Consider the following 25,653-nt stretch of genomic DNA (forward strand, 5'->3'; position numbering starts at 1 on the left):
GGGATTCGCGCCACTAGTCAATTCCCCTCAAGCTTGTCCGTCCCATGACCTTTGGAGGTCATTGAATACGTTTTGGTCCGCGTAGTCCCGTCAGGCTTCGAAATCACGGCCACCATCGCGCCAGACATCGCTCCCGGCCGCCCTGCCTTTTGGCCCAGACTTTGGTTGCGCGGTGGTCACGTCTCAGACCTCGAAGACCTTCATGACTTCGTCGCCGTAGTCGTTGATGACCTTCACTGCGATCTTGCCGGCCTCCGGCTTCGGGAACGGGCGGGAAGTGGTCTGATAGAGCGAGTCCCAGGCGTCCACGTCGATGTCTGCCTTCAGCGCAGTCTTCAGCCTCTTATAGGGGTCGTTGTCGCCCGTGAAGTAGCAGTGGCGGACGAAGAAGGACTCCTCGTTGTAGTCCGTGTCGATCATCCAGAGAGCGATGCGGCTGGTGTCGTTGCTACGGACCTCTCCGGTCGTCGGGTCGTATACGTCGACGCCATTGAGGTTCACCACATAGCCGTCGACCGTGCCCTCGATCTCGATATCGGGCTCGCCGAAAACGGTGAAGAGGTTGCCGGCACCGGTCTTCTTGAGCTCCTCGCCCATCAGAAGATCGGCGTTCATCCGCACCATTAGGACCGGGATGCGGCCGAGCTTCCGCGCACCTGCGACATTGGCGAAACCTTCGTCCGATGCTTCCACCGTGACGCCGTCATCTTCGGTCACGCCCGTTACTTGTGCGTCGAAGGCAAACCCCAATACGCACAGCAGGTCAACGTCCTCAGCGTTGATCGCCTCACGTGCGGCCTTCTTCACGTATGCCGGGCTGACGGTTCCATACTGGGGGCCGATAGCGATTGCGACGCGAGTCGGCGCTTCGCTCTCTATGTCACCTGACCGCTGCCCGACCGCCTGGATGTAATCGCCCGCATACGTCTCGAGGGAGGCGAAGGTGATCCGCTCCTGACGTCGCCCGTTCTGAATGCCAGCCTTGGCGAGGTTATCCAGGATCGACTGCTCGAAGTTAAGCGCGCCGGCCTCCTTGGCGGCCTCGGTCTCAGCGAGGGACTCGGTCGCGGGTCCGCCGGCGAATGCTAGCGACCGGTGCGGGCTGAGCGACTCGACGGTGAACGGGCCGGCAACCCGGACCTTTTTGGCATCCTCGAAAGGCCTGTCATAGAGCAACTCGAAGTCGGCGTGGCGCTTGACAGCAGCTTCGATCTCAGCTCGAGACATCCCCTCCCTGATGTCGGGGTTGTTTGCGATCGACTTCAAGGTGATCCGCTGGACGCGGTCATAGACGAAGCCTTGGCGGATGTCGCCTTTGAAGTCCTGGCGAGGCAGCACATTGGCCGTGAGTAGCTGCTCCTTGGCATAACCCTCACGCGTGTCTGAAAGGAGATACCACGGGTATCGGGCTCCCATCACTCGCTGGCGCGCCAGCGCTAGGGCGACGCGAGACGTATCGACGGTGATCCAACGACGACCCCACTGCTCACTGACATATGCCGTCGTGCCGCTGCCACATGTCGGATCGATCACCAAGTCGCCCGGATCGGTGCACATCAGCAGGCAACGCTCGACGACCTTGTTCCCTGTCTGGACCACGTAGATCTTCTCGTCCGTGAACGAGCCGGTGCCGGTGTCCGTCCAGTTGTTGCGGAGGGGGATCGCAGGGAAGTCGTCAGCGAACCGCACGAAGCCAATGCTTGCTCCCCGGCGTTGCACCCGCCCAGCGGCGATTGCGCGCTCCATGCCGGAACGCGGCGTGGCCCAGTTTCGCTTGCCGACCTTGAAGACAGCGCCATCGAACTCAATGTCGTAACGCGCTTGTGAGGAGTCGGTTTGGCTAGTGATGTCCCCGACCTCGTACCAGCGTGCACCCATTGGCGCGCGTGACATGTCATCACGTTCGGCCTTCGTTGCAGATCTCCTCGTGCCGTCCGCCAACTCCAGGAAGCGCAGACTTCGTTCGCTCTTGAGCGTGAACAGGGGTCGATACTTCGTACGTTCGAAGTCCTTGCCATACCAAAGGACGTAGTCAGCAACACCGTCGATGTATCCCATCGACGATGAAGATGTCTTGTCCACCGAGATCTGACTTACGAAGTTCTCCCTGCCAAAGACCTCGTCAAGGAGCGATCGGACGAGATGCACGTTCTCATCGCCGATCTGAACGAAGCAGGAGCCGGATTCGGTCAGCAGATCCCGGGCAGCGAGCAATCGGTCACGTAGGTAGGCCAGGTATGAATGGATCCCAAGTTCCCACGTGTCGCGGAACGCTCTAATCTGCTCAGCCTCGCGCGCCGTATCCTCCAACCGCCCATCTCGGACAGTACGGTTGCGCGCAGATACCTGCCAATTCGACCCGAACTTGATGCCATAAGGCGGGTCGATATAGACCATCTGGACTTTGCCGCGGAGCATCTCTCGTTCGGCGAGTGAGGCCATGACCTGGAGCGAGTCGCCAAGGATCATGCGATTCGACCAGTTCGCGTCGTGTTTGTAGAAGTCGACCTGGTCGAGCTCGTTGAGGCCGTCGAAAGAGTCAAAGAGGCTCAGTTCTGGCTCGTCCTCAGCCTTGGCCGCCGTGGGGCGGAGGTTCTCAATCAGGACGCGTGGGTCGATCTTCTCCTGGATGTAGATCGGTGGGGCGTCGGTAACGAGGTCGCTGTCAAAGTCCTCGAGATCGTCAGCCGCCGGGTACTTGCCTCGCCAGACCAGTTGAGGGTCGAGGCTCTCGTCCCGTGCGTAGCGCGTTTGGCGAACCTCTTCGATCGAGGGATCAACGAACTCGTGCGCATCGGCGGTGGGGATGTTCGTCCGCTTGTCGCCGTGCTTGATCGCGTCAACTGGGGTTGGGCCCTTGGAAGTCTTACGCGCCACGGGCGCTCCTTACGTCTTCATTGAAGTCGAGTAGGTCCGGGTCGCCGATGATCGGCGCGTCGTCGTACAAGAGCTGGATCGCCTCGGCCAGCTGGGTCTTGAAGTCGAGGGGGTTGGTCATCTCGATGTACCCCCAGCGCCCGAAGCCTCCGTGGTTGTTCACCGAGGCGCACCAAGAGTCGCGTGCGGTTGTGGCCTTGGCAGTGGTGGGACCGGGGCTCTTCTGACTGCCGGACACCTCGATGACCAGTGTCCGCGCCAGGTCATCGCCGTCGAGAGGCTGGAGACGCGCGAGGAAGTCCGGCACGTAGGAGTGAGTGCGGCCCTTGTGGACGTAGGGGATGCTGAATCCGAGGTGGTCGTTCTTCGCGTAGGCCTCAACATTCCTGTTCAGCTCGAGCTCAGAGGCGAGAAGCTGTTCCCAGGTGTTGCCGTCCTTGCCGTCGAGGGTGACGTGAGAGACCTCGGACTTCTCAGTGGACACGGTGGCCTTGCGGGTGTCAAAGTCGACGTCGCCGGTCGAGCCCTCCGGGTCGAACCGGTTGAGCATGGGCCTAAGCCGCTCGCGGCGGTTTCCGACCTGACGGGTGATTGCGTTCCAGACCTGCTCGCCAGCTTCCACCTGGGCCTCCGTGATGGTCATGAGGTAAGCGAGCGTGTAACCCTCGGCGAGCTGGACCTTCTGGTTTATCCATTCCCGGCACATCCCGAAAAGCCTCGGGAACAGCCACGGACGCTTGTCATCAACCGTGTTGAACTGAGTGTCCAAGATTCGCTTTGCCAGGGCGAAGGCAACCTCCTGAGACCGGTAAACGCGGTCCTCGCCACGCTCACGCTCGCCGGCACCGACTACGCCCTGCATCTCTACCCATCGCGGAACGGTGTTCGGGCCGATCTCGAAGCCCGGCGCCTGCTCCAGGTCGAGCCAGATGTCCTCGTCGGGGAGCTCGACCCTGTAACCGGTGAGCTTGGGGAACTGGATGCGAAGGTGTTCTCGGCCCTCGATGGCCGCGACTTGCTGGACCGGCTTCGGTGGCAGCGGGTCCTTGATCGGCTTGTCGGAGGAGATGAACTGGAACGGGATGCCGTAGACGTTGGCGTACTCCGGCTCGAAGAAGCCCTGATCGTTCACGGCATACGACCGTCGTCGCAGGCCTCGGCCGACAACCTGCTCGCACAGAAGCTGGCTGCGGAACGCGCGGACTCCGAGGATGTGGGTGACGGTGTTGGCGTCCCATCCCTCCGTGAGCATAGAGACGCTGACGACGCAGCGGATCTGTTCCCCGAGCTTGCCCTTCTTGCCGACGGTGTTCATCACCTCGCGGAGTAGATCCTCGTCGGTGAGTTGGTCAGTGTCCGCTCCGGGGTTGCGGCGCCGGAACTCGGCCTTGAACGAGGCGATCTCCGGCCCAGCGGCGAGTTTGAAGTCGGCCTTCATGGCCTCGCCGGACTCAAGCTGAGCCGAGTCGATGAGGACAGTCCGTGGCCGCGAGAGCGGCCCGCCGTCCTGGACGTTGCTCAGCAGCTCCAGGTTCCCGGGCTTGTGGGCGATGACCTCGTCGTCCTCGACCACCTCCTCGCCGGCAATCCAGTCGTAGACCAGCTTGCTCACGACGGTGTTCGGACAGACGACGATGAAGACAGGTGGAGTCTCGCCATGCTGTGCGAGCTCAGTCTCCCAGTGGGTGAAGGCCTTCTCGTAGCTGCGATGGAGGCTCCGGAGCGCACCCTCGAGCTCGGGCGGAGGCAGCCAACCGGCGACGTTTCCCTTTGCCGCGCGTTTGGGTAGGGCTTCGCCGACGAAATCCCAGAGGCGCAGGTATGTCACCAGTTCGTGGGCTGCGTCGTCATCGACCGGGGTCCTTGGCACCTTCACGATGCCGGCCTCGATCGCATCCATGAGTGAGAAGTCACTGACGGTCCAGGGAAAGATGTAGCCCTCGTTGTAGCCGGAGCCAGCGAGGTAGAACGGCGTTGCCGAGAGGTCAAGGATCTGCTTGACACCGACGTGCTTGGCGACCGCCTGAAGGCCCTTGAACCAGACTCTGGCCTCGTCGTTGGCGGCCTCCTGTTCCTTAGCGGCCTTTTCACCGGCAGGGAGGGGCCTGTCCATGTAGCAGTGGTGGGCTTCATCGTTGAAGACGATGATCTGCTGCTTGTCCGTGCCGAGGTCACGCAGGACACGACTCACCATCGCCTGGGGCGTCTCCTTGAAGGGGTCACCCTTCTTGTCACCCTTGAGCAGCAGGCGAGTGTTCTTGGCGACGCCCTTGATCTCCTTGGCGTCCTTGAGCTGGAAGGCGTGGTAGTTGGTGATCACGATCCGGGCGTGCTCCAAGCCGCCCTTGAGGTCGGCAGGGATCAAGTCACGGAGGTCGTAATAGTTCTCCGAGTCCTCTGGCAAGAGCACCCGGAGGCGGTCCCGGATGGTGATGCCCGGCGCGACGATCAGGAAGCGGTTTGTGAATCGCGCGTCCCGCGGCGATTGGACCTTGTTCAGGGTCTGCCACGCGATCAGCATCGCCATCACGACGGTCTTGCCAGAGCCGGTCGCCATCTTGAGGGCAGCTCGCGGCAGACCGGCATTGTGGACATCGTTCTGCGGCTCCAGTCGCTGGCGCCAGTCCGCATACCCATGCGTTCGACCCGCGACTTCGGTGAGGAAAATCGCCGTCTCGGCAGCCTCCCGCTGGGCGAAGATGACTCGATTCTCTCGCTCAGGGTCAGCCCAGTACTGAAGGAGCTTTCGGGTGATCGGTGTCACGCCGGCGTACTCGCCCCCACGACGCCATTTGGCCACATCACGCCGGACGTCGTTGATCAGGCTGTTCTTCTCTCGACGCTCTCCAGTGGCATCGAAGTCGAAGGACCCTTGGACCGAGTCGCCCTTGCCCTTCTGGCCCTTCCGGGAAACGGCGATCGGGATGAACGACTCACTTGGTCGACGACCCTCCCTGACTTCGCCGGTAGGACCCTGGGAGTCGATCTCGTAGTAACGGTCCGGCTGCTCGTACGGTGAATTGAGGATCGGGTTATCGATCGACGTCATCCGCCCGCCCCAGCAGTCCCCGTATCCATGGGGCTCAGACTAGTAAGGGTGGTCGAAGCATGTGGGCGGATCATCCTCAAGTGGGTCGAATCGTCGGACAGTTCGTTTTCAATGCCGCCTGCGGCCCGACCGCCGCCCTCCGGCGCCGCCAGAGGGCGGCGGGAGGGTTGGGGTTCAGATCTCACGCCCGAGTTGGTCCGGTCCCGGTGGGTCGTGGAGGGCAGGGATCAGCCTCTGTGTGGTGTGCAAGGTCTGCCTTAGGCGGGCACGTTCCTGGCGTCGGACTTCGTGGGCGGCGAGGTCGGATCCGCTGTTAGCGATGGCCTTCCGCAGGACCTCGAGAGGCTCGACGTGTTCGCCGTCGCCATGCGTTGTCGCCGACTCCGGTTCGTGCGCGGTGTCGACGTAGAGTCGGTTCGCTTCCCGTCCCCTGCTCGTCATCACGTACAGCGGTTCGCGCAGAGTGGTCGAGGTGACGTAGGCGTGAGCGGTGTCCACGGTTCGGCCCTGCGCCCTGTGTGCGGTCGAGGCGTACCCCAGTTCGACGTGCTCGCGAACATATTCAGCCGGCAGCACCGCAGCCGCACCGTTACTGGGGCGAGTAACTCGGAGCGACCCGTCCGTGCCGCTCGCGGTGACGACCCAGTCGTCGCCGTTCTTGACCCACCCGTGTCCGGTGGTTAGCGCGCGCACGTTGAGCCGAGTTACGACCACGTCCCCAACCCCGACGACCGTCCCATCGCCGCAACGAATCCCGTCCTGCATGACCTCTCCGGCATTCAGCCGCCACGCCTGGGAGCGCGCGTTGAGCTCGTGGACGGTGTCCGCGTCGGCGGCCACCATGAGCGAAGACCTCCCGGCCCGTTGGTCGGTCAGCCACGCGTCGAACAGCAGGTCAAGCATGTCTGCGCGCGCACCGGACTCGACCCGGCCGTGCGCGGCATACTCCTCCGCCACGGTGATGTCGCCCACTCGCAGCCGCAACGTCGCATCGCGCTCCCACTCGTGTCGGAACCGGCGCACGTCATGCAGCGTCGCGACGCCCTGCCCGGCGGCGTCGGCGAGCAGCTTGAACGCGCCCCCGGCCTGCACCGGCGACAACTGGGCCCAGTCCCCAACGAGCAGCACCTTCGCGCCCGCCTTGGTGGCGGCAGCGGTGATGTGGTCCAGGTCCTTGGTTGCGGCCATCGACGCCTCATCCACGATGACCAGCTGCCCGCGGCGCAGCGCCCAACGCCGATAGGCAGCCAGCTCAGCGCGCGCTTGAAGCTGCAGCTGCCGGGTGGCTTGGGAGGGGTACGCGCCGGCCAGGCGCGCGGCATACTCCCGCAGCCGCGCTTCCCGTTCGGGGAGGGAACGGTGCTCGCTGATCCACTTCGCGGTGTTCTCGGTCGGGACGCCCACGGCGTCGGCGAGGACCTCCGCCGCGGCCGCGGATGGCGCCAGCCCGACCACCGATCCGGGCCCGTGTTCAGCTTCCCAGGCAGCCCGTACCCCTGCCATGGTGGTCGACTTCCCAGTGCCTGCTGCACCGACGAGCACGTCGAGGCGACGCCCGGAGGTGACGACGGTGGCGACCGCGTGCGCCTGCTCCGGGGACAGGACATGCTCCTTGCCGGGCATGAGCATCCGGCCCAACTTGGCCGCCACAGACGTGGTGACGGTGGGGGCGTCGGTGGCCTGTCCGGCTGCGAGCAGGCGAGCCTCGGCGTCGAGCAATTCCTGGGTGGCATAGACCTCGCTGTTGCGGGCGCGCAGCATGCTCGACCCGTCCGGGCGGCGCAGATGCTCCGGGGCGTGCACGGCCTCTGCCGGGGTGAGCATGACCGCACGGTCGGCGGCCAGGGTGGCGGTGCGCTCGGCTACATCGATGCGGTCTGCCGGGGTGGCGAAACGTACCCCGTGTAGTTGCCGGTGCGCCTCGGCGAGCAGGTTGGCCCGGGTGAACGTGGACCGCTTGTCTGCGACCTTGCCCACCACCAGCGTGGCTGCGTCGGCGAGGATCCCGTCCCCCAGATCGCGGGCTGTGACGAGCTTCTGGGTATGTCCCCCGGCCAGGTGGGCGACCCACGCCTGCTGGTCGTCGCCGATGAAGTCCCGGGCGCGGGCGCGCCAGCTGCGGACGAGCTCGGCCAGCGATTTGACCTGCTTGACCTCCCGCGTGGCCAGGGTCGCCTGCTGCCGCAAGGCGATCACCTCGCGGGCGATTGGCTGCCGCCCGTGGGAGGCGACGAACGCCTCGACCAGTTCGTCCTTGGCCCGCTCGATCACACTCGAACGCTGCGAGAACTCCTCCCGCAGCTCCTTTCCGACGCCGTCGACCTCCCACTTGGGCTCCGCCGACCGCGCCCGGCTCTCGGGCGCCCAGGCCCACTCCAAGTCCCGGGTCAACTCGTCGGCGAGGACCCCGTTGTACAGCTCGGACATGCCCACCGCAGCCCGGAACAACGCCTTGGAGTCCAAGGTCCGCCACTTGCCATCCACCACGGACTGGACCCGGTTGAGCACCACCACGTGGGTGTGCAACTGCGGGTCGCCGGCGCGGGAATCCCAGTGATCGAAAGCCGTCGCCACCACCCCGCGCACGTCCTCTGAGATGGCCCCGGCGTGCCCGGTGCGGGTCGCGAACACCTGAGCTTCCCCGTACGCGATGACCGCTTGCAACGCGCGCCGGTGGGCCGCCTGAATGCGCGCCCGGGTGGGTTCGTCCGCAAGCGCCCACGCCACCGAAACGCTCTTCGGGGCGGAGAAGGTCAGGTCGAACCCGGCCACCGACTGCTTCGCCTTGCGCACCCGCCCCAGGTGGTCGACGAACACCATCCCCTGCCCGGTCGGCGGCCGCCCGAGCTGCTCACCAGTGACCGGGTCCTGCAGCATCCCCAGCATGCGCCACAGCTGCTCCTCGCTGACCTGCGAGCCCGGCTCGACGCCCGCACCGCCCCTGAGCCCGGCAAGGCCTGCCCCCAGGAACCAGCCGGGCGGGGTGCCCGTCACGGCGTAGTAGCCCGTGAGCCCAGACGCCCGGGTGGCCTCGTCGCTGCGCGCGACCGAAGACATCAGATAGCGGTACCCAGTACCCATCGTCATCCGGCGGATCGACATCGTCACAGTCGGACAACGTCGCCGCGGGGGCACCATCGACGACCACCCCGACCACCTTGGTGCCAGACGTGTGGAGCAGTCAGGTTGTGCGTCTTGGGTGCGGTAGGCGGAGGCCGAGCGGTTCGCGTCGGCCGGGGGTAGTGCGGGCGTGGAGGAGTAGGCGGAGCGCCAGGACGTTGGGGGCGTGGCGGCATGGGGCGTGGGGGTGTTGGGGGCAGGTCGCGGCAGAGGGGCTGGAGGTGGCTTCAAGCCGGCCGGAGACGTTTGGCAACCCTCCGTCCACGGCCCCGCGCTCATGGTGCCCCCGCGCGGGCGTTGTCCACACAACCCGGAACGGAGGATGGCCATGCAGAGGTCACGAGAGTCAAATGAAGTTGCTACACGTCATCAGGTAGAAGGGATCGCCATCAACGTGGAAGACGACGACGGCGTACGTGCTCCTGTCCTCCTCACCCCGAGCGAGGCCGCGGAGTGGTGCCACATCAGTGTGGGAACGCTGAACCATCTGCGATACCACGGGCGGTTTGCCCCGGCTATCAGGATCGGAAAGCGCTGCTTCTGGACCCCGAAGGACCTGCTGGCGTGGTTGGAGTCGCAGAAGGAACCGGCGTGATCATCAAGCGTCCCAACGGCAAGTGGCGGGTCCAGGTGAAGTACCGCAGCCGTGTCGTGGCTGATCGGACCTTCGATCGTCGCGGCGATGCGGGGCGGTGGGAAATCGAGCAGAAGCGGCTGCTGCACTCTGGCGAGTTCGTCGCTCCCGCAGCCGGTCGGATCACCGTGCGCGAGCTGGCGGAGGAGTTTCGAGAAGCGAGGAAGGGTCAGGTGTCGGTGCGGGCGTGGGAGTCGGACGAGAGCGCCCTGCGGGTCCACATCGTGCCGGCCTTTGGGAAGCTCCCGATCTCCTCTGTCACACCACCCTTGGTCGAGAGGTTCCTCGTCGGCCTAGCTGTCTCGAGATCCGTGAGGACTGCCGCACGGGTGCGAACGACCCTGCGGGGGTTGTTCCGCTACGCCGTACGCACCCGACGCCTGCAACTGTCCCCAGCCGAACTCGTGCCGCTGCCGCACCCCGACTCGAGGACGGGGAAGGTGGTCGAGGTCGACCCCTTCACGGTCGCGGCACTCCTTGATGTGGTCGACACTCAGGCCAAGCTGTCGCCCGGGGGCGCCAACATCACGTTGGTCCTGGCTCTGACCGGTCTCCGGTTCGGTGAGCTGCGTGGGCTCCGAGTCCGAGACGTGGTGTCGGTTCCCTATCCCGGGATCGTGGTCAAGCGATCCATCCCGCAGTCCGGGCTGACTGGTGCGGTCATCGAACGGTCCACGACCAAAAGCGGTCGATCCCGGATGGTGCCGTTGTCGGAGCTGGTCCTGCCCGTGGTCATAGAGGCGGCGGAGGGCAAGGAACCGAACGACTTGCTCTTCCCGGCGCCCGAGGGCGGATACCTCCACGCTCAGAACTGGCGGCGACAGATTCACTGGAACACGACAGGCCTCGGAAGGCGTCCGCACGACCTGCGCCACACGGCGGCATCCCTGTGGATCGCGGCCGGGGTGGACATCAAAACGGTGTCGTCCTGGCTCGGTCACTCGACGGCGAAGCTGACCCTCGACACTTACGGGCACCTGATGGGGACGGACGCGGACCGGGCTGCCCTAGACCGGGTCAACAAGGCTCTTGGGAACCCAGCGGGCACCCAGCGGCCGAAATCGTCGGATTCGGGAAGCACCGGCGAGGGGTGAAAATGGCCTCTGACCTGCGGAAACGTGGTGGTGCCCTCGGGCAGATTCGAACTGCCGACACCCGCTTTAGGAGAGCGGTGCTCTATCCCCTGAGCTACGAGGGCGGGGTGCGACTGCGTGCCGCGAGTTCAGGTTCGGCACCTGGCGAGCAGGTGACGAACTGTGCGACAGGAAGATTAGCCCACGCGGGAAGTGCATCGCCGTCCGGCGGCCGTCGGGCGCTCAGGGAGTGAAGGTGAACGTGGTCCGGGGGAGTGGCGGTGGCGTCGTTCGCTCTGCGAATCCCTTCGCGAAGCCGATGCCCATGGCGATGACGCCGACCGCCGAGACGATCACGAGGGCGGCCACCCCGAGCTGCGCCCACCCCCTCACCCTCGTGGCAATGGGGGAGTCGCTCGCGCCGCGTCCGCCGATCTGGGTCCAGACCCGTCGTTGCTCTGCGCGCGCCGAGGACAGGGTGCGCTCGGCGGTGGTGCCGAGGCTCTGCGCCCAGGTCCACGAACCGTTCGCGGCATTGGCGGCGCTCTCGCTGGCCGCGGCGACGAAACGTCCCAGCATCCAGAGGCCGCCACCGACGAAGGCGACGCCGGACACTGCCTGTCCCATGGCCTCCAAGGTCCCGGTCAGCGACAGGGCGAATCCCAGCACGCCCGCCATCGCCGGCCACACCCATACCCCGGTGAAGATGCCGGTGGCCACGTAGGACGACAGTGAGGCGGCAGCGGCGGCCGCCTTGTCATCGGCCTTCGCCAAGGCCTTCTCCAGCTGCTCTCCGCCGCGGTTGTGGTCGACGAAGTCGCGCAACGGCGCCAAGATCTGCGGCCCCTCGACTCTCGCGGTCGTCGCTGCCTGGTCCAGGGTCAGCTGCGACTCCACCCGCAACGCGGCCAGGCCGATCTGCCTCTCGAGGGCATCCGGGAGCACGTCGAGCTCGCGGCGTGCGGAGATGTACTGATCGACGAGGGTGCGGACGCTGGCGTCCGTCAGGACCTTCGTGTCCATGGCTGCCTCCCCTGCGCGCCGGACGGGCGTCCGCTGCTGCTGTGGAGATGGTCTCGCTGACAGGGCAGGTGCGGATGCACCATTCGGCGTACCCGCGGTGGATCCGTTCCGAGGTCAGCGGCGGCCCGATCGCTTGGTGAGGGTGTTGGACCACCGCGCTGCCCAGCCGGTGCGCGGAAGGAGCATGTCGCGCACCGGGACCTTGGACCCTGACCTGCCTGGAGCGCGACCAAGACGATGGTGGGGACCCGGTGGGCCTGCGCACCCTGCGCGCACCAGCCCACCGGGTCCTCGACAAGGAGGACTCCATGGATGCACGCATCCTCGTCGGCTACGACGGGACGCCCGGATCGGAGGTCGCCCTCGACTGGGCCGCCGCCACCTCGCGCCGACAGGGTTCGCGGCTGACCGTCCTCCACTGCGTGGAGATGGGGGCCGTACCCATCGTTCCGATCATGTCCGTCGCCGCTCTGCCCAGCGAGGTGCGCGACGACGCGCAGGCCACCCTCGACCGCGGCGTCCAGCGGGCGCAGGCGGTCACCACCCCGTCGCTCGTGACCGGGGTCCTCGTCCTCGGCACCGCAGCGGCTGAGCTGGTCAGCGCCTCCAAGGACGCCGACGTGGTCGTGGTGGGGTCGCGAGGGCGCGGCCGGATCGCCTCCGGCCTGCTCGGATCCGCCTCGTATGCCGTGGCCGCGCACGCCCTGTGCCCGGTCGTCGTGGTCCGGGGCGAGGCGACGGTCCAACCCGACCCGGACCACCCGGTGGTGGTCGGCGTCGACGACAGCGAGGCCTCGCACCGCGCCGTGAACGCGGCAGCCCTGCTCGCTGCCACAGCCGACGCCACCCTGCGACTGGTGACCGTCGGCCGGCTGCGCTCACCCGAGGGATGGGCCTACGTCGAGGACTCCAAGGCCGGGACCGAGCACTCGCACGCCGTCCGCGAGCACGCCATACCGATCCTGGAAGGTGCTCGCGAGCGTGCCCTCGAGCGGCACCCAGGGCTCGAGATCGAGACCGAGGTCCTGTTCGGGGAGTCGGGTCACGTGCTCGCGGACCTGGGCGCGCACGCAGGCCTGATCGTCGTGGGGAGCAGGGGGCGGGGCGGGTTCGCCGGACTCCTCCTCGGCTCGGTGAGCCACACCGTGATCCACGAGGCATCCTGCCCGGTGATGGTCATCCGCTGAGCCCCGCGACCCGGCGGGTTGGGGCGCAGCCGCGGCCGCGACCTGGGCGGCGACGCGCCATACCGGAATCTCGGTCAAGGGCGGGTCAAGGGAGGCAACGCGGGGCACGGCTCGGTCCGTTGGTCGACGCGCGCTCAACCGAACGGACCAAACGCCTCCCGAGTGCGCGAACCGGACAGGGCCGAGGTCTAGCGTTGCCCGCAGAGCGACTCAATCCCCCGGAGCGCTCGACCTCGTCGAAGGACACCCTGTGCGCATCCCCCTCCCTCGCAAGGCCCTCGCCGCGATCACCGCGGCCACCGCCATGCTCGCCTTCGCCACCGCGGTCACCACCGCCACGCCGCAGTCCGCGGAGGGCGCGACGGCGACGTACAAGTTCACCTACCTCACGCTCCCCAACGGCACGAAGGTGCCGCTGCGCTGGAACGGCTGCCAGGCCGCCGTGACGTGGAAGGCGAACCTCGCCGCGGTGCCCACCGCCCAGCGCGCCACCGTGCTGGCGGAGACGAAGACCGCGGTCAGCCGGATCGCCACGTACACGGGGATGACGTTCTCCTACAAGGGGTCCACGACCGAGGTCCCGCAGTCGGGGTCGATGCCCAAGCAGTCGGCCGAGCTCGTCATCGCCTACACCACCCCCAGCAAGACGAACTACAGCCTGGCTGGTTCCATCCTCGGCCAGGGCGGCCTGTACGCCGCCTGGGTCTCGCGGACGTCCGGCGGCACGACGACGTACACGACGGCCGCGCTGCGCGGGTTCGTCGTCCTCGACACCCCGCAGATCCTCAGCCAGACCAAGCCGGGCTTCGGCGCCGGCCTGCGCCGCACCAACGTCGTCCTGCACGAGCTCGGCCACGCCTTCGGCCTGGCCCACGTCACGACGAACACCCAGCAGATGTACCCCAGCATCTCCAGCGTCTCGCCCAACGGCATGGCCACCGGCGACCGGGGAGGTCTCTACCGGCTCGGCAAGCCCGCCGGCTGCATCAACACCTCCGGGATGCCGCTCACCGACCTCAGCTAGGGCACGGCGCGGCGTTAGCCTCCTGTCGTGCGCCCCTCCACCCCGACCCGATCTGTGACGAGCACCGACGTCGCTCGGGACAGTGGTGTCTCACGCACGACGGTCAGCTACGTCCTCAACGACACGCCGGGTGTGACGATCTCCGACCAGACCCGGGCCCGCGTCCGCGCCTCGGCCGAACGCCTCGGCTACACGCCGTCGGCCGCGGCCCGCACGCTGCGGACCGGCCGCAGCGACCTGGTGCTGTACGTCCTGCCCGACTGGCCCCTCGGGCCCGCCGTCGACTCGCTGCTCGACCACCTCGCGGGTGAGCTCGCGGAACGTGGCCTGTCCCTCCTCGTCCACCACCAGCGGGGAGGGCGACCCCTCACCGACCTGCTGCGGGTCGTGACGCCACGCGCGGTCGTGGGGTTCACGGCGTTCGCGACGGCCGACCGCGACGCGTTGCGCCGAGCCGGTGTCCAGGTCCTGGGGACCCTGCTCGACGACCCCGGCGCGGCGGGCCTGTTCACGGCCTCCCAACGCAGCATCGGTCGCCTCCAGGCCCGTCACCTGCGCGAGCACGGGCACCGCGTCATCGGGTATGCCGCCGCGACCGACCCGCGCGTCGCCCACTTCGTGGAGCTGCGCCTCGAGGGTGTCCGCGCCGAGTGCGCCGAGGCGGGACTGGCTGCGCCCCAGGTGATCTCGGTCGACCCGTCCCTCGAGTCCGCGGTCGCGGCGGTGCGTGGCTGGCGGAGCGCCGACCCCGCCGCCACAGCGGTCGCGGCCTACAACGACGACGTCGCCATCGCCGTCCTGGCCGCCGTGCGGGCCGAGGGCCTGCAGGCGCCGAGGGACCTCGCGGTGATCGGTGTCGACGACGGCCCCGCCGCCCCCTTCACGGTCCCGCCCCTCACCACCGTCTCGCAGGCCCTGGAGGTGCAGGCGCGCCACCTCGCCGGCGTCGTCGTCGAAGGGCTCCGGGGTGGCGACGAGGAAGGCCTGCCCACGGGCGACGACCTCATTGAGGTCGTCGCCCGCGACTCCGTCTGACGTCCGGTGTCCGACGGCAGGCGTCGGACGGACCTACCGCCGACCGCTGACGCCAGTGGGCCGGGCCGCCACAGCGACCCGACCCACCCGAACCCGTTGCTGCAGTGGCTACTTCGCCGGGTAGTCCACGACGTACTCGGGCGTCCCGACCCGCGTGGTGTCGACGGCGGCCCCGACCCCGTTGACCACGTGGTCGAGGGTGCCGGCGCCGAGGTTGACCGTGAGGACGTGGTGCAGCATCACGCCGGGCGTCCTCGGGACCTCGAACCCGTTCTCCGTGTGGATCGACGGGTTGTTCTGGTTGAACACGTAGGCGCCACCGGCGAAGAGGCGGTGCTGCTTCACCCGGTCGGAGACCTTGTACGCCGACCAGCCGGGGATGCGGCCGTTCATCCAGTCCGCCTGCGTCGGCGGGTCGTACGGCAGCTCGTTCTGGAAGAACACCGTCGTGCCGCGCTCGCCGTTCCAGACGACGTTGTGCTCCTGGAAGTGCTCCACGAAGAAGCCGGTCGTCGTCACATCGTCACCGTTGACGACGACGCCGTTGGCCGCGGTGTTGGTGCGCCAGCGGTCGGTGTCGCCGTTGACCCCCCGGGTGAAGCCTTCCGTTCCGTGGTCGGCGCGCCACACCCAGGTGTGGTCGACGAGCACGTCGTCACTGTTGATCTCGAGCGCGACCTTGGTCCGACCGACGTGGGGACCGCCGACGCGGAAGTACACGTCGGACAGCGTGGTCGGGTTCGACGCGGCGGGGCGGCCGGCCTTCGGTCGGTCGCCGTAGTCGCCGTGGTCGTGGCGCTTCGACCCGATCCGCATCAGCGCCTGCGACTGGACCAGACCGGCGTCGACCGTGACCCCCGCGATGACCACCCCCGGGACGTCCTTCACCTCGACCGGCACGGCGCCGCGGGCGGACGTGAGGGTCGCGTGACCGAGGCCGAGCACCACGGTGTCGGCGCGCTTGACCTCGATGGTGCGGTCCACGTCGTACACGCCCGGGGTGAGGAGCAGGTGCTTGCCGCGGGCGAGCTGGGAGTTGATCTCCTGCTCGGAGGTCCCGGGGCGGGCGATGAAGAAGTCGCGCAGGGGGATGGTGCGGCCGGGGGTGGGGCCGGAGCCCCACGAGATGCCGCGGCTGTCGCGCTGCGCGGACGGGACGCGCACGGCATACCGGCCCTGGTCGTCCACGAACAGGAAGGGCTTCTCGCGGCTCACCGGCGTGCGGTCCAACGTCGTGTACGCCGGGTCCGGGAAGCCCGCCTCGGACGGTGCGCCCACGACCCCCGAGAAGGTCGCGTTCCACACGGCGTTGCTCCAGCCGGCGATCTCGCTGTTGCGGGTCAGCCACTGCTGCTGCGAACCGTTGATGACCTGGGGGAGGCGCGAGTCGGCGATGAACCCTCCGCTGGCGTACTGCGGTCCGGCGGTGCAGTAGTCCATCAACGACAGGTTCGCCCCGCTGACGTCGAGCCGGCGCATCGACACCGCCTGGGACACCGCCCAGAAGTCGGCGGAGGCGCGGCACCCGTCCTGCCCGGCCGCGTTGACGCGGATCGAGAGGTTGGACAGGGTGCGCCAGAAGTTGTTGAGGGCGATGCAGTTGCTGGTGCCACCGTCACCGAGGCAACGGTTGTAGACCTCGATCTTGCCGTTGATCCGCACGTCGGTCGGTGAGGCACCCAGGCCGGCGACCTCGGTGTAGTAGCCGACCTTGACCTGCAGCGGCTGGGCGTCGGTGCCGTAGGTACCCGGCTTGAACAGGAAGGCGTAGCGCTCGCTGCCCATCTCGTTGTCGACCTGGGTCGCCGCGGCCTTGTCGAGCGCCGCCTGGATCGTGGCCACGGGCATGCTCGGGTCGAACACGGTCACCGAGGGTGGCAGGGCCGGGTCGGTGGGGCCGGCCTTCGGCTTCGCCTGGCCCGGCGCGGCGACGGCGGACGGACCTGCGGTCGCGGACAGGGCTCCGAGCATCGTCACGGTCGCAGCCACGGCGACCCAGCGGCGGGCTCCGGTGCCGCGGTGGGCCATCGTCCCCGAGGGGGGTGGGAGGTGTCTGGGGGTGGGGGGCGAGGACATCGTCGGCGCTCTTCCGGTGGGTTGGTGAATCGTGTCACCTCGAAGCATGTGGGGGTGGATGGACGACGTCAAGGGGTGGCCCACCGGCTAGCCTGCCCTGGTGCCACCAGCCCCGCGACCTGCCCCGACGTCCGGCGTGGCGGTCCAGCACCGCACCGTCCGCACCCTCGTCGGGTCGCAGATGCTCGGCGGGGTCGGGGTCGCCAGCGGGGTGGCCGTGGGTTCGCTGCTGGCCGAGGACGTGAGCGGCTCGGCCGAGCTCGCCGGGCTGGGAGGCACCTTCCAGGTCCTCGGGGGCGCCCTCATCGCCGTGCCGATGGCCCGCCTCATGGCACGGAGCGGGCGCCGACCCGGGCTGGTCATGGGGTACGTCCTCGGCATCCTCGGTGCCGTCCTGCTCATCGTGGCCGGCGTGGTGCGCAGCTTCCCGCTCCTGCTCGTGGCGAGCGTGCTGTTCGGTGGGGCGACCACCGCCAACAGCCAGGCCCGGTATGCCGCGGCGGACCTCGCGGACGATGCCCACCGCGGGCGCGACCTCAGCATCGTCGTCTGGGCCACGACCGTGGGCGCGGTGCTCGGGCCGAACCTCGTCGGCCTCGCGGGCGGCGTCGCCGATGTCCTGCACCTGCCCGCACTGACCGGTGCGTTCGTCTTCTCGCTCGTCGGGTTCGCCCTCGCGGCGGTGCTCCTCACCGTGCGGCTGCGCCCCGACCCGCTCCTGCTCGCCCGGCGTCGCGCGCACGACGCGGCACCCCACGACCTCGTGGAGCGCCCCCACGGGTCGGTCGTCCGCGGTGCCCGCGTCGTGCTCGCCAGTCCGGCGGCCCTGTTGGGGCTGGTGGCGGTGGCGCTCGGTCACGTGGTGATGGTCAGCGTCATGGTGATGACACCGCTGCACATGCACCACGGCGGCTCGACGCTGCGGCTCATCGGCCTGGTCATCAGCATCCACATCCTCGGCATGTACGCGCTCTCGCCGGTCGTCGGCACGGCGGTCGACCGGTTCGGTGCCCGGCCCGTCGTGGGGGTCGGCTCGGTCGTCCTGCTGGCGGCCTGCCTGCTCGCGGCCCAGGCACCCACCGGCTGGTCGCCTGGCCTGGCCGTCGGCCTCTTCCTGCTCGGCGTGGGCTGGTCGTGCACCCTCGTCAGCGGCTCCACCCTCATCGCAGGGGCGGTGCCGGTGGCCGAGCGGGCCGGGGCCCAGGGCGCCTCCGACCTCGCGATGGGGCTCGCCGCCGGTGGGGGAGGAGCGCTCGCCGGGGTGGTCGTCGGCCAGCTCGGGTACGGCGCACTCGGCCTCGGCGCGGCCGTCGTCGCCGTCGCCATCGGGCTCGCTGCCGCCTTCCTCCGAGGACCCCGGGGGCACCTGGTCGAGACGGCCGCCCACACGCCGCCCGGCGTCGAACCGACCGACAGCAGGGTTCGTTAGCCTGCACAGGTGAACCAGCCGACCGACGAGACCCCCACCGCCCCGGCTGCCGACCCCGACCCCCGTGGTGAACGCGTCGCCGCGGCCGTGAAGACCTGGCAGCGCCACCTGGTCGACCTCGGCGGGCGCAACACCCTGCTCTGGTACCGCGACCTCCCCACGGGCACCCTCGACCTCACCACCGCCCACCCGGGCGGCCTCGCCATGCTCCTCGCCGGTCGGCCCACCCGCCTGTCCGACCTGGTCCGCGAGCCCGCGGCCCTGGACGAGGCACGGCGGCGCGCGCGCACCATACGGTCCAAGACCCTCGAGCTCTCCGAGGAGCGGGGCATCGCCGCGGGCTTCATCGCGATCGGTATGGCGACGTGGACCGTCCGCGGGGCCTCGCGCCCCCCGGCGGCCCCGGTCCTGCTGCGCTCCTGCGTCCTCAAGCCGACCGGTGCCGCGCGCGAGGACTTCGACCTCGACCTCGGCAGCGACGTGGAGTTCAACCCGGTGCTCGAGCACTACCTGCGGTCCGAGCAGGGTCTCGACCTCGACACCGACGCCCTCGAGGACCTTGCGACCGCGAGCGGCAGCTTCGACGCGTACCCCGTGTACGAGCGGCTCAAGCAGCTCTGCGCCGCGGTCCCCGACTTCGCGATCACCCCGCGGCTGGTCGTCGGCACCTTCTCGTACGCCAAGCTCCCGATGGTGGCCGACCTTGCAGCGCAAGGGAGCTCCCTCGCCGACCACGATGTCGTCGCCGCCCTGGCGGGTGACCCGGGGGCGCTGCGCGCGGTGCGCACCCGGGTGCCGGAGTTCCCCGCGGACGCGGACCCGTCGCACGAGCTGCTCATCCTCGACGCCGACTCGACGCAGCAGGCCGCCATCGACGCGGTCCGTTCGGGTGCGCACCTCGTCATCAAGGGCCCACCCGGAACGGGCAAGTCACAGACCATCGCTAACCTCATCGCCAGCCTGGCGGGGGAGGGCAAGCGGGTGCTGTTCGTCGCCGAGAAGCGGGCCGCCATCGACGCCGTGCTGGGGCGTCTGGACAACGTGGGCCTGTCCGACCTCGTGCTCGACGCCTACGACGGCGCCAGCAACAAGCGACGGCTGGCGCAGGAGTTCGGCAAGGCGCTCGAACGCGGCACCAGCACCACCGAGCCCGACACCGCCGAGATCGAACGCGACCTCGTCGACCGCCGCGCCATCCTCGTCGAGCACTCCAGGGCCCTGCACGAGGTGCGTCAGCCCTGGGGCGTCTCGGCCCACCAGGCGCAGGAGGCCATCGCCACCCTGGGCGCTGCCCGGCACTCGCCGACCTCGCGCGTCCGGGTCCGCGGCCAGCAGCTCGCCGATCTCGACCGCCGCCGGGTCCAGGAGCTCGGCCGCCAGCTCACCGAGGCGGCATCGCTGGGCGCCTGGTCGACCGAGGACGGGTCCGACCCGTGGTTCGGCGCCCGCATCCCGACCTCCGAGGAGGCGGTCCGCGCCCGCGAGATCACCAGCCGCCTCGCCGAGGGTCAGCTCCAGGACGTCGAGCAGACCATGACCGAGGTGTTCGCCGAGGTCAGCCTGCCGCGCGCCGAACGCGTCGGCGACTGGGGCGTCGTCCTCGACTCGGTGTCGAAGGTCCGCGACACCCTCGAGGTGTTCCGGCCCGAGGTGTTCGACATCCCCCTGGGCGATCTCGTGGCGGCGACCGGCTCGAAGTCCTACCGCGCCGAGCACGACGTCGAGCTCGGCGCGTGGTCCCGGTGGCGCCTGAGGCGTCAGGCCCGTTCGTTGCTGCGCCCCGGCCCGCCGCCCACCGACCTGCACGCGGCCCTGGTCGACGCGCAGCAGCAGCGCACGTCGTGGCAGGCCATGGCCGGCGCCGGTGGCCGCCCCGAGATCCCGCTCGAGCTCGACCGGGCGCAGGCGGCATACGACTCCCTCGCGCAGGACCTGCGCTGGCTCGGCGAGCGGCTCGCCCCCACCGCCGCCGGCGGTGACCTCATGGGTACCCCGCTGACCGAGCTGCAGCAGCGGATGGCCGACCTGGCCTCCCGCCCCGAGCGGCTCACCGTCGTCCCGCGCGTCCTCGGCGCCCTCGACGCCCTGCGCGCCGCGGGCATGGGGCCCTTGGTCGACGACCTCGCCCGCCGCGGCGTCGAGCCCGACGACGTGTCGGCCGAGCTGGACTTCGTGTGGTGGACCTCGCTGTCCGAGGACCTCATCGTGCGCGACTCGCGGTACGGGGCCCACGACGGGGCCCAGCTCCTGCGGGTGGCGGCGGAGTACGTCACCGCCGACCACGCCCACCTGGCCGCGAGCGCCGACCGCGTCCGCGCCGGAGCCGCCCGCAAGCTGCGCGAGGTCCTCGCCGACCACCCCGAGCAGGAGGCGCTGGTGAGGGCAGAGGCTGGTAAGTCGCGGCGCCACCGGCCGCTGCGCGAGCTGCTGCCCAAGGCAGGGGAGACCTTGACCGCGGCCAAGCCCGCGTGGGCGATGAGCCCGCTGGTCGTCGCCTCGATCCTGCCGCCGGGACGCTGGTTCGACGTGGTCATCTTCGACGAGGCCTCGCAGATCCCACCCGCGCAGGCGGTCTCTGCGATCTCCCGCGCCCACCAGGTCGTCGTCGCCGGTGACGAGCGCCAGCTCCCGCCGACGAACTTCTTCACCTCAGCGGTCGACGAGGACCTCGCGCCGGACTCGGAGACGCTGACCGAGGGGTTCGAGTCGGTGCTCGACGTGCTGACCGCCGCCCTGCCGACGCGTCGCCTGTCGTGGCACTACCGCTCGCTCGACGAGCGCCTCGTCGCGTTCGCCAACCGTGAGATGTACGACGGCTCGCTCGTGACCTTCCCCGGCACGGGCACCGACGCCGTGGTGCGCCTCGAGTCGGTCGAGGGTTCCGGCGTCGTCGCGCCCGGCGAGGAGGCCATCGAGTCGACGGAGGCCGAGGTCGACCGGGTCGTGGCCCTGGTCCTCGAGCACGCCCGCACCCGACCGCAGGAGTCGCTCGGCGTCATCGCGCTCGGCATCAAGCACGCCACCCGCCTCGACGACGCGCTGCGCAAGGCCCTGCTCGAGGCCGACGGTGTCGGCGACTTCTTCGACGAGGACCGTCGCGAACGCTTCTTCGTCAAGAACCTCGAGCGCGTCCAGGGTGACGAGCGTGACGCCATCATCCTGTCCGTGGGGTACGGCAAGACCCCGCACGGTCGGGTGCTGCACCGGTTCGGACCGCTGAACCTCGAGGGCGGCGAGCGCCGCCTCAACGTCGCCATCACCCGTGCCCGGCGCCGCATGACCGTCGTCTCGTCGCTGCTCGCGTCGGACCTCGACCCGACCCGTCTCAAGGCGCGTGGCGCGGTCATGCTCCGCGACTTCCTCTCGTATGCCGCCGACGGAACCCTCCCGGGTCCGGCCGCCTCGTCCGCCGCGTCCACGGTCGCCGCCCCGGTGGCTGTGACGGAGGCCGCAGGGACGGACGCGTCGTCGACGGACGAGGTCGTCGAGCCGGTCCCGGACCTCACGGCTGCGGCTGCCGCGGCTCCGCTGGGCGGGCTGGTGCGGGCGGAGTTCGCCCGTCGTCTGCGCGAGTCGGGGCTGGTGGTGCACGAGGCGTTCGGTGGCGCCGGTCACCCGGTCGACCTCGCGGTCGAGGACCCCGACCGCCCCGGCCTGGTGCTGGTCGCGGTGGAGACCGACGGCCCGGCCTACGCCGCCATGCACAGCAGCCGCGACCGCGACCGCCTGCGCGGCGAGCAGCTCGGCCGCTTGGGTTGGGAGCACGTCCGCGTGTGGACGACGGACCTCTTCCGTGACCCGGCCCGAGACGTGTCACGCGTCCACGCGGCGGTCCAGCGGGCAGCCTCCCGCCGGACGGCAGCCGAGCGTGCGGCCAAGGCCGCCGCACCCGTGGTCGCTGTCGCGAACCCTGTCGTGATCCCGGCCGCCGAGCCGGTCGAGCCCGAGGCGGCGACGGGCGCAGCGACCCCCGTCGACACGGCCCTCGCCGACTCTGCTCCCGTCGACCCGGCTCCGGTCGAGGCGGAGGCACCCGCGGAGTCCGAGGAGGTCGTCGGCGACGCGGTGGCGGAGGCCTCGACCGGCGATGCCCAGCTGACGTTCGAGGGCCTCGGGTCGTCGGACGACTTCGCGCCCAAGCCCGACACCGGCGCCCGCAAGCGCCGGGTCCGTGGCCGCCGCGCCACGGCGAAGCCCACGAACACCCAGTCGGGGGAGCAGCTCCCCGAGCCCGAGCCGGCCGAGGGCGCCGAGTCCACCAAGGCCGAGGCCCAGCCGAAGGCGCCGGACCAGACCAAGGACGACACCGACGCCGGCTGGGGCGAGCAGCCGAACCTCTCGGCGCACGACCGCTGGCTGTTCGAGCAGCGACCCCCGCACTGGGGTCGCGACTGACCCACGCCCGCCACGGGCGGGCGACACCAGACGGTCACACGCAAAACGCTGGTTGCGGGGCAACCCTCGGGGAAACAACCCGCGGTATGCCGTGCAACCAGCGTTTTGCGTGTGAAGGGGGCGCGTCGGGCGCGCGCCTGGCCCGGTGGGCTCAGACGGCGCGGTTGAGCGAGTCGCGGATCTCGCGGAGCAGGATGACGCTCTCGTCCGGGGCGTCGTCGACCTCCGGCGCCTGGGCGAACCGGGCCTTCGCTGCCTCGTACGGCTTGACGACGAAGAAGTAGACGACGAATGCCATGAGCAGGAAGGCGAACAGAGCAGTCAGGAACGGTCCGACCGAGACCAAGCCGCCGGGCTTGAAGTCATCGAAGTTCTTGGCGCCGCCCACCTTGCCCACGAGCTCGATGATGATCTTGGTGAACGAGGTGACCACGGCCGCGAATGCCGCGCCGATGATGAACGCGACGGCAAGCTCGACGAGGTTGCCCCGCATGACGAAGTCTTTGAAACCCTTCATGGGATCCGCACCCTTTCCCTTGATGAGTGGAGCAGTGGCTTCCACGCTAGCGATCCGAACCGCGCGCGTCTGCGCATGACCATCTGCGGAAAATGTCCGTGTCGCGGACGGAGCTGCGTCCCTCACCGGGTCGTGGGGCTCAGCGCGACCGGAGGATCACCGCGAGCTGCGGGCGACCCAGCACGTCCTGTTGGGCGGCGGACAGGTCGAGGATGGTCGGCTGGTCGACCGCCACGGTGAGCCCCGAACCCTCCAGGTTGTCGCCGCTGGAGGAACCCGGCCCGTTGAGCACCGCCCCGAAGTCGGTGGTGAACACCGCGTCGACGGCCAGGACCGGCGCGCTGTGGGCCACCACGCCGCCCGGACCGACGAGGTCGATGCGGTCGCCGGGGCGCACCATCGACACCGACCGGGCGTCGGCGATCATCACGTGGAAGGCGAGCAGGTCGATCGGCTGCCCGGCCAGGACGCTCGACGGCCTGGCCCGGTCGGTGGTGACCGGCTCGCCGCGGTTGAGCGTCGCCGTCAGGGGCCGGCCGATGACCTGCGACACCTCGGACGCCGCACCGTCCGGGACGAGGTCGGCCGGAAAGAGCAGCACGCGCAGGGCGTCGGGGGTCGCCACCTCGCCGACCGCCAGCGGTCGGGCCGCGACGACGACCGGTGTGAGTGCCCCGCCACGCGGTGACTGCGCGAGGGCGACGACACCGAGCACCGCGGCCGCGGCGCATGCAGCCGCCAGTCCACGACGCGCGACCCGGCGTCGCCACTCACGGCGACGTCCGGGACCGCGCAGCCAGTCGACCAGCTGCCCTGCCCGGGCCGTCTCCACGTGACGATCCTCAGCCGGGGAGCGCGAAGGGGAGGGTGATCCCGTCGAGCGCGCGGCGGCACGAGCAGGTGGCGGTCTCGTCGTCCTCAGCGGCAGGCATGGCCGCGAGTGCCGAACGCAGGACGGCCTTGAGGCCGTCGACGTTGCGGCCGAACACCGCCAGCACCTCCTCGTGGGTGACGGCCTCTCCGCCGTCGACTCCGGCGTCGTGGTCCGTGACGAGCGCGATGGTGGTGAAGCACATGGCCAGCTCGCGGGCGACCGATGCCTCGGGCATCCCGGTCATGCCGACCACGGTCCACCCGGCCTGCTGGTGCCAGGCGGACTCGGCCTTGGAGGAGAAGCGCGGACCGTTGATGACCACGAGGGTGCCTGAGTCGGCGACCTCCTTGCCGGCCCCGCGGGTGGCGGCGATCGCGACCTCACGCCCACGCGGACAGTAGGGGTCGGCGAACCCGACGTGCACGACCGGTCCCTCCGCGTCGTAGACGGTGTGGGCGCGGCCCCAGGTGCGGTCGACGACCTGGTCGGGGACGACCACGGTCCCCGGCCCGAGCTCGGGCTTCAGCGAACCGACCGCGCACGGTGCCAGGACCTGGCGGACGCCGACCGATCGCAGGGCCCAGAGGTTCGCCCGGTAGTTGACGCGGTGGGGCGGGAAGCGGTGTCCCTGACCGTGCCGTGCGATGAAGGCCACCCGCCGGCCGTCCACCTCACCGATGACGAGGTCGTCGCTCGGGTCGCCGAACGGTGTGCTCACGCTGACCCGCTCGGCCTGGTCGAAGAACTCGTAGAACCCGGAGCCGCCGATGAGGCCGAGGTCCGCGCGCAGGTGCTCTGGGGTCATGTCGTCCAGCCTACGCAGCGGGGTCGGGGCCGACATCCGGGCGAGCTGCTGCTGTGGACGTGAGACGACGACGCCCGCCCCTGTGGACAGGAGCGGGCGTCGAGGAGACGTAGGGAGTGCTCAGGCAGCCGAGCCGTCCGCGGCCTTCGACGAGGACGAGGAGGCCCCGGCCTTGGCTGCACTGCCCGAGGACGACCCCGACGAGGACGACCCAGACGAGGACCCCGAGTCGGAACCGGACGAGCTGGACGAACCCGAGTCGCTGGAGCCGTTCGAGCCCGAGTCGCTCTTGCCCGCGGGCATCGACGCGGACGAGCCGCTGCGCGAGTCGGTGCGGTAGAACCCGCCGCCCTTGAACACGACGCCCACCGCGCTGAAGACCTTGCGCAGGCGGCCCTCGCACACGGGGCAGACGGTGAGCGAGTCGTCACTGAACGACTGCACCGCGTCGAAGCGGTGGTCGCACTCGGTGCAGGCGTAGGAGTACGTCGGCACTGGTTCCTCCAAGATGTGGCGGCCAGCGGTCCGGTGAGGG

General features: G+C 69.4%; 16 protein-coding genes and 1 tRNA gene. 7 read left to right on the top strand and 10 right to left on the bottom strand.

Going from position 1 to position 25,653, the window contains the following annotated elements:
* Positions 1 to 183 precede the first annotated feature (183 nt).
* The 3 genes from ASC58_RS14205 to mobF all read right to left on the bottom strand — a co-directional run bounded on the left by ASC58_RS14205 (position 184) and on the right by mobF (position 9,028).
* A complete protein-coding gene (locus ASC58_RS14205; RefSeq protein ID WP_056919746.1) occupies positions 184 to 2,877 on the bottom strand; it encodes a site-specific DNA-methyltransferase in 2,694 nt (897 codons plus the stop codon).
* Positions 2,867 to 5,926, bottom strand: coding sequence for a BPTD_3080 family restriction endonuclease (locus tag ASC58_RS14210; RefSeq protein ID WP_056919747.1), 3,060 nt, complete (start codon positions 5,924 to 5,926; stop codon positions 2,867 to 2,869). The genes ASC58_RS14205 and ASC58_RS14210 overlap by 11 nt, the downstream gene beginning before the upstream one ends.
* A gap of 174 nt (positions 5,927 to 6,100) precedes the next feature.
* On the bottom strand, positions 6,101 to 9,028 hold the full coding sequence (gene mobF, locus ASC58_RS14215; protein ID WP_235529240.1) for a MobF family relaxase: 2,928 nt from the start codon (positions 9,026 to 9,028) through the stop codon (positions 6,101 to 6,103).
* A 346-nt stretch (positions 9,029 to 9,374) separates the two neighbouring features.
* Between mobF and ASC58_RS21980 the strand changes: the two genes are divergently transcribed.
* Together ASC58_RS21980 and ASC58_RS14225 are read left to right on the top strand one after the other, a co-directional pair.
* Positions 9,375 to 9,641: a helix-turn-helix domain-containing protein gene (locus ASC58_RS21980; RefSeq protein WP_369796238.1), complete on the top strand. Its 267-nt coding sequence runs from the start codon at positions 9,375 to 9,377 to the stop codon at positions 9,639 to 9,641.
* Positions 9,638 to 10,774 carry a site-specific integrase gene (locus ASC58_RS14225; RefSeq protein ID WP_056919750.1) on the top strand — a complete coding sequence of 379 codons (1,137 nt, stop codon included), beginning with the start codon at positions 9,638 to 9,640 and terminating at the stop codon, positions 10,772 to 10,774. Before ASC58_RS21980 ends, ASC58_RS14225 begins: the two co-directional genes overlap by 4 nt.
* Before the next feature lie 28 nt (positions 10,775 to 10,802).
* Here the strand turns inward: ASC58_RS14225 and ASC58_RS14230 are convergent.
* Positions 10,803 to 10,878, bottom strand: a tRNA-Arg gene (locus ASC58_RS14230).
* Between the two features lie 118 nt (positions 10,879 to 10,996).
* Positions 10,997 to 11,776: a hypothetical protein gene (locus tag ASC58_RS14235; RefSeq protein ID WP_056919751.1), complete on the bottom strand. Its 780-nt coding sequence runs from the start codon at positions 11,774 to 11,776 to the stop codon at positions 10,997 to 10,999.
* A 308-nt stretch (positions 11,777 to 12,084) separates the two neighbouring features.
* Between ASC58_RS14235 and ASC58_RS14240 the strand changes: the two genes are divergently transcribed.
* The 3 genes from ASC58_RS14240 (at position 12,085) to ASC58_RS14250 (ending at position 15,022) form a co-directional block, all read left to right on the top strand.
* On the top strand, positions 12,085 to 12,963 hold the full coding sequence (locus tag ASC58_RS14240; RefSeq protein WP_056919848.1) for a universal stress protein: 879 nt from the start codon (positions 12,085 to 12,087) through the stop codon (positions 12,961 to 12,963).
* 250 nt (positions 12,964 to 13,213) lie between these two features.
* Positions 13,214 to 13,987, top strand: coding sequence for a matrixin family metalloprotease (locus ASC58_RS14245; RefSeq protein WP_056919752.1), 774 nt, complete (start codon positions 13,214 to 13,216; stop codon positions 13,985 to 13,987).
* Between the two features lie 27 nt (positions 13,988 to 14,014).
* Positions 14,015 to 15,022 (top strand): LacI family DNA-binding transcriptional regulator, encoded by a 1,008-nt coding sequence (locus tag ASC58_RS14250; protein WP_235529241.1) that lies wholly within the window; start codon positions 14,015 to 14,017, stop codon positions 15,020 to 15,022.
* 108 nt (positions 15,023 to 15,130) lie between these two features.
* On the opposite strand, the gene ASC58_RS14255 is transcribed toward ASC58_RS14250, so the two are convergent.
* Entirely contained in the window at positions 15,131 to 17,050 is a 1,920-nt protein-coding gene (locus ASC58_RS14255; protein WP_056919754.1) for a hypothetical protein, read from the bottom strand.
* A 148-nt stretch (positions 17,051 to 17,198) separates the two neighbouring features.
* Here ASC58_RS14255 and ASC58_RS14260 point away from each other — a divergent pair, with 148 nt between their 5' ends.
* Positions 17,199 to 18,527, top strand: coding sequence for an MFS transporter (locus ASC58_RS14260; RefSeq protein ID WP_235529242.1), 1,329 nt, complete (start codon positions 17,199 to 17,201; stop codon positions 18,525 to 18,527).
* Positions 18,528 to 18,536: 9 nt separating this feature from the next.
* Positions 18,537 to 22,922 (top strand): AAA domain-containing protein, encoded by a 4,386-nt coding sequence (locus tag ASC58_RS14265; protein WP_056919755.1) that lies wholly within the window; start codon positions 18,537 to 18,539, stop codon positions 22,920 to 22,922.
* A gap of 151 nt (positions 22,923 to 23,073) precedes the next feature.
* Here ASC58_RS14265 and mscL read toward each other — a convergent pair whose 3' ends face one another.
* The 4 genes from mscL to ASC58_RS14285 all read right to left on the bottom strand — a co-directional run bounded on the left by mscL (position 23,074) and on the right by ASC58_RS14285 (position 25,613).
* Positions 23,074 to 23,439, bottom strand: a complete 366-nt coding sequence (gene mscL / locus ASC58_RS14270; RefSeq protein ID WP_056916510.1) for a large conductance mechanosensitive channel protein MscL — start codon at positions 23,437 to 23,439, stop codon at positions 23,074 to 23,076.
* A gap of 139 nt (positions 23,440 to 23,578) precedes the next feature.
* Complete coding sequence (locus ASC58_RS14275; protein ID WP_056919756.1) at positions 23,579 to 24,271, bottom strand: SAF domain-containing protein; 693 nt, start codon at positions 24,269 to 24,271, stop codon at positions 23,579 to 23,581.
* A gap of 10 nt (positions 24,272 to 24,281) precedes the next feature.
* Positions 24,282 to 25,118 carry an S-methyl-5'-thioadenosine phosphorylase gene (locus ASC58_RS14280; RefSeq protein WP_056919757.1) on the bottom strand — a complete coding sequence of 279 codons (837 nt, stop codon included), beginning with the start codon at positions 25,116 to 25,118 and terminating at the stop codon, positions 24,282 to 24,284.
* Positions 25,119 to 25,238: 120 nt separating this feature from the next.
* Entirely contained in the window at positions 25,239 to 25,613 is a 375-nt protein-coding gene (locus ASC58_RS14285) for an FmdB family zinc ribbon protein (protein WP_056919758.1), read from the bottom strand.
* Between the last annotated feature and the right edge of the window lie 40 nt (positions 25,614 to 25,653).

The organism is Phycicoccus sp. Root101, assembly GCF_001426245.1.
Classification (GTDB): Bacteria; Actinomycetota; Actinomycetes; order Actinomycetales; family Dermatophilaceae; genus Pedococcus.